This is a genomic window from Gemmata sp., assembly GCF_051859125.1.
In the GTDB taxonomy this organism is placed as follows: domain Bacteria; phylum Planctomycetota; class Planctomycetia; order Gemmatales; family Gemmataceae; genus Gemmata.
The window spans coordinates 1-4,491 of the sequence record NZ_JBHYGG010000186.1; the positions used below are offsets into that span (position 1 = coordinate 1).

At 69.8% G+C, this 4,491-nt stretch carries 3 protein-coding genes and 1 pseudogene; all 4 read right to left on the reverse strand.

From position 1 onward, the window contains the following. Positions 1-1,055 precede the first annotated feature (1,055 nt). A complete protein-coding gene (locus ACTIGN_RS16430) occupies positions 1,056-2,654 on the reverse strand; it encodes a hypothetical protein (protein WP_439625724.1) in 1,599 nt (532 codons plus the stop codon). 94 nt (positions 2,655-2,748) lie between these two features. Next, the gene (locus tag ACTIGN_RS16435; RefSeq protein ID WP_439625726.1) at positions 2,749-2,937 is read right to left on the reverse strand and encodes a hypothetical protein; all 189 of its coding nucleotides are present in this window, start codon (positions 2,935-2,937) and stop codon (positions 2,749-2,751) included. 253 nt (positions 2,938-3,190) lie between these two features. After that, complete coding sequence (locus tag ACTIGN_RS16440; RefSeq protein ID WP_439625728.1) at positions 3,191-3,508, reverse strand: helix-turn-helix domain-containing protein; 318 nt, start codon at positions 3,506-3,508, stop codon at positions 3,191-3,193. A 94-nt stretch (positions 3,509-3,602) separates the two neighbouring features. Continuing rightward, positions 3,603-4,491 (reverse strand): annotated as a pseudogene (locus tag ACTIGN_RS16445) (hypothetical protein); the annotation flags it as partial.

Consider the following 4,491-nt stretch of genomic DNA (forward strand, 5'->3'; position numbering starts at 1 on the left):
GAACGCTGTCATGTCTCCCTCGCGTCACACGTCGACCGTGCCCGCCGCACACGCCTCTCGCCCCGCCCCTGCGACCGGGTCCGGGCGGCTTCGCCCTGGTCGTGCGGGACGGCGGGCGCCGGGTCCGGGTGCCCGCCGGTGCCGGGGTGCGGAACCGAGCACGCGAGCGTTTAAGGCGGTCGATTCCACAAAATTATTATACAGAACACCGCCGCACCGAAATACGTTGACACTGGCATTTTTTCGGCGAGCCCGGGGAGGCAAAGCCCTGGCAGGTGAGTCACCGATCAGGGGCATGGGTTCCCGTACGTAACGTGGCCGAGATGATGCCCGCATGCCGCGGATCTGGCCATATCTTGTTGGGGACATCATACCCGCCGAGCCGGGGTTGGGGTCGGTCGTTGCGGCGGTGGCGCGGCCCGGCGCGCGCCCTTCAAGCCGGCCAATGCGCGTGCTTCATCGCGCGCAATACCTTATTTTCCCTGATGGTTCCTTTGGCGCGAGGCGGCAACTGCTCCGGGGGGCTGCGAGTGCCGACCGGTGTGGCCGTGGAGTGCCGAGCTCAGCACGATCGAACGGATCGTGTTCGCCTACTGGCCGCCGGCCGAGTCCAGCCAGTCGCCGTTCGCCCACTTTGAGGGGGCGAATCGGCACGATTGATTTAGCCTTGCATTAGCCTTGCATTAGCCTTGTACAAGGATAATTTGATATGTCATAATAGGCCTTTCATAGGGGTTTTGCGGTGCCGTGTTGTGCTCCCGGGCGTCGAAACGGACGCAGGAGCGCGACCGGAACCTTTGCCGCCAGGACCCGACCTCGCGGACCAGGGTCGCCCCGTGCGAGCCACACCCTGCGGGCAGCAGGAACCAAAGCCAGCCCTTACCGAGGGGACGTAGCACGGGACCACACCCCACCTAACCCAGTCACACATCCCCTCCACACCACACCACGACCAACAAGTCTATGTAAGTGCCAAGAGGTGAACTTAACGCCTTGTGGGTTCGCAATTTAGGATCGCGCACGATCTTCACCCGGTTCCCCGCCCGCCGGGCGCCTCAACAGTCCTTGAGCGACGGGGCGACGCCCAGGTCCGCGAAGACGCGGCTCAAGGCCTCGCGGAGGAACCGGCGGCTGTCCTCGCCGACGGTGTAGATCGCGTGGTGGCGGGTCCAGACGGGGGCGTCGGGCCGCTCCTTGAAGACGATCTTGAGCACCCGGTGCATGATGTTGCTCTCCAGGTTCTGGAGCAGGTGCGCGACCCGCTTGTGCGTCTCGTGCGAGTAGTCCCGGCCCTCCCGCCGGGCGTGCCCGGGCGTGACGCGCTTCAGCGCCCGGAGCACCCGGAAGACACCCGGGAACCGCCCGGCGATCGTCCTCTCCAGCGGGGACCTCCTGCGGTTCCGGTCCATGACGAGGACCAGCACGGTCCGCTTCAGGCGGTCCCGCGTCACCCCCTCCACGCCCCACTCCGCCGGGTCGTAGATCCGCCCGGAAACGCACGACACCAGGAACGCTCGGACGTCGGCCGGCACCTTGGCGCGGTCCTTGAGGCTGTTCCAGTACCGGCGGGCGTAGGGGTTCCCGGACTCGGGGAACGTCGCCCGCACCATCCGCTCCGGCACCGACGGGTCCCGGTACCACCACACGGCCAGCAGGTACGCGCAGACCATCTGCATCGCGCCGACGTCGACGCCGATGATGGCCCGGCCGTGGTAGCGCAGCTGCGGACGCAGGGGGCGAGGCAAGTTCGTGAACGGCGTGTGGATGCGGCCGAACTGGTCCCGCACGAACCACCCGTCCCCGGCCGCCCACCGGCGGACCATGGACGCGGTGCTCGTGCGGTAGTCGGCGGTGCGTTGCTCCAAGGACTGGGCGACACCCCGGGCCGACCGCCGCGATCTCTGCGGGACCAGGTCCGCACAGGCCGGGAGGATCGCGCTCGCGTCCAGGTCGGTGCCGAGTCGCTCGTGCCACTCCCGCAAGTTTTGGACGGTACGGTCCAGGCCGCCGCGGTACTTCGCGTCGAGCCTGGAGATCTGTCGGTTGATCCGGTGGTCCTCGCAGTGGTGCTTCTCGGTGTGGTGGTACCCGCTACAGAGGCGGTAGGCGGTGGCGTGGCGGCCGGCGGTGTAGTAGCCGTCCGTGGACATGACCGGGCCCCCCGGCAGCAGGTCGGTCCGCAGCAGGGCCTCCTTGACCCGGAGGAGCTTGGTCTCGGGGATGACCTCCCGCAGCCGCCGCTGCGCGAGGCGGACCCGGCCGCAGTCGTCGGCGCGGCCCATCGCGTACTGCCAGTGGAGCAGGTGCGCGAAGTACGCGCACTCCCACCGGATGTCGGCCGGGATCAGCTCCATGTTGTCAAAGAACACCGGCGCGAGGTAGAAGACGGCCCGCTTGCCGGCGAAGGCGGCGGTGCGGGTGGGCGTGCGCGGCGTCTGGCGCGCAATTCGGTCACGCAAGAGGTTGAGCACGGCCGCCCGCTCCGACGAACCCCTCATCTCCAACCGCGCGCGGGCACCGTCTCCCACGTCCAGGGCCTCGTCCTCGGTGACCGGGACTTCGGCCGCCGGTGCGCCGGGCCGGCTCGTGAGCCGAGCCGGGGTCGACGGGGGAGACTCGCCGCCCTGCTCGCCGTCTGCTGCATCGCGTTTCATGATCGTGCTCCGAGGGGAAAGGCGTGTTCAGGACCCACTCCATCCATGCACGGGCTCAGGCTGTGCGCTGGACCTCGGTGGGGAACCGGAGCGGCTACCGGATCCGAGCCCGCTCGCGTGCCGCGGGCCGGCGGTCGCGGAACTCGGCCCAGAGGGCCTTGAGCGGGCGGGCCAACAACTTGGGGGACGTCGTGATCAGCCGGCCGCGAGCTTTCGGGGCCGGCAAGTCGGCCTGCTTCTGCCGGTTGTCGAGGTCCTTGAAGATGTACTGGACCGCGCCCACGGCGCTCCGCACCGGCCGTGCGGCCGGATCCGGGTGATCTCCTTCGCGACCCGAATGCCGCTCCGCAGGGTCCGCTTGCTGGAGCCGCCGACCCGGACCAGGGCGTGGGCTCAGAGCCGTGCGGGAGCGGCCCGGCCATCGCGGACACCTCGGTCGAAACAACTCGGGGCTGTGTGTCGTCGTTCATCGGATGCGCCCCGGGCGCAGCGCCCGACGCGGCGAGCCGGTGCGTGGGCACGCAACCGGGGTGGAGCTACGCGCCGCGGCGCTGGAGCTCCAGGGCGGCCGCGGCGCTGCGACTCTCCGCACGGGACGTGTTCACGGTCGGGACCGGCACCGCGGGCGGCTCGGCCCCGAGGGCGTCGAAGAACGCCTCGAGGTCTGCCTCGCGGACGAGCCACCGGGATCCGGCCCGGGTCGCGGCCAGCTTGACCCGGCGGCCGTCCCGGGCGCGGCACCCGGCCAGGATCCACCGCGTCACCGTGGCGGGGTGGAGACGGTTCGCGCCACGGGACCCGGGCAGACGCGCGACGATCTGGGAGACGGTCAAGTGGATCGGGCTGGTCGACATGTGGCACCTCGCGCACCGTGTGGGTGGACGCGAAGTATCATTCCGCACGCACGCGGTTCGATCTACCGGAGGTGTACCTGCGTTGCGCCGGTGATCAGACGGGATCCCAACAGATGCCCGTTCCCGCCCCGTTGCGGGTGAACCGGATGTGCGATAGGTTGTCGTTCAGTGACTCGACGGTCTGGCCCAGTTTTCCCGGTTCGAGCGGGTCCTTGATGGCCTGAGGCCACCCCAATTCCTCAAATGCCGCGAGGACTTTTTCCTGGCCCGGGGCCGGTTTCTTGAACGTCTTACAGCGCTGGCCGCCGAACCAGAGCCGCCGGGCGGTCTCGTCCCAGTGGGGCACGACACGCGTCTCTGCGGGCAACGGTAGCGCACTTGATACCGACGCGTCTCGGGGAACCGGCACCGCGACCGGAACGGCCGCCGGAGCCACCCCGCCACCTGGAGTGGTCCACGGGGGAGGTGCCCCCGGGGCGACCTCCCCAGGGGCGGGCGTCGGAGGTGCTGCCGGGGGCGTCGGCTCCGCGGCCAGGGCTATCGGCTCCGCGGGTGCACCGGCGGTCGCCAGACACCGGAGTGCGGCAATCACTTCTTCGCGGAACGCAGTAGTCGACTGCCGCAGCCTGAGGACGAGCCCGACGAGTTCCTCGCGAACTTCGGCGACCCAGGCCCGGTCGCCGACGTCGTCGTAGGCCCCCGCCTCTGCCGCCGCGACCCACGCGCCGAGCGCCGCCACCTTCCCCGCCACGTCGGCCGCGGTGCGGGGGCAGTCCGGCGTGTACTCGGGACCCGGCCGGCGGCCCCCGAACAGTGCGCCCACCTCGCGCGGCAGGACCCCGGTGATCGGGTGCGGGTCGTAGTCGGCCCGCTGGCGGTTGACCCGCCGCTCGAACAGGTTGTCGCCCCGGTTGGCGGCCCAGTGGTCGTAGGCTCTGTCTGGTGAATCTGTAACCGGGGCAAGTTTCCGGAGATAGCGCTGT

Coding starts and splice junctions, on each gene's coding strand:
- ACTIGN_RS16440 (WP_439625728.1), bottom strand. CDS start 3,508: ATGTCGACCAGCCCGATCCACTTGACCGTCTCCCAGATCGTCGCGCGT.
- ACTIGN_RS16430 (WP_439625724.1), bottom strand. CDS start 2,654: ATGAAACGCGATGCAGCAGACGGCGAGCAGGGCGGCGAGTCTCCCCCG.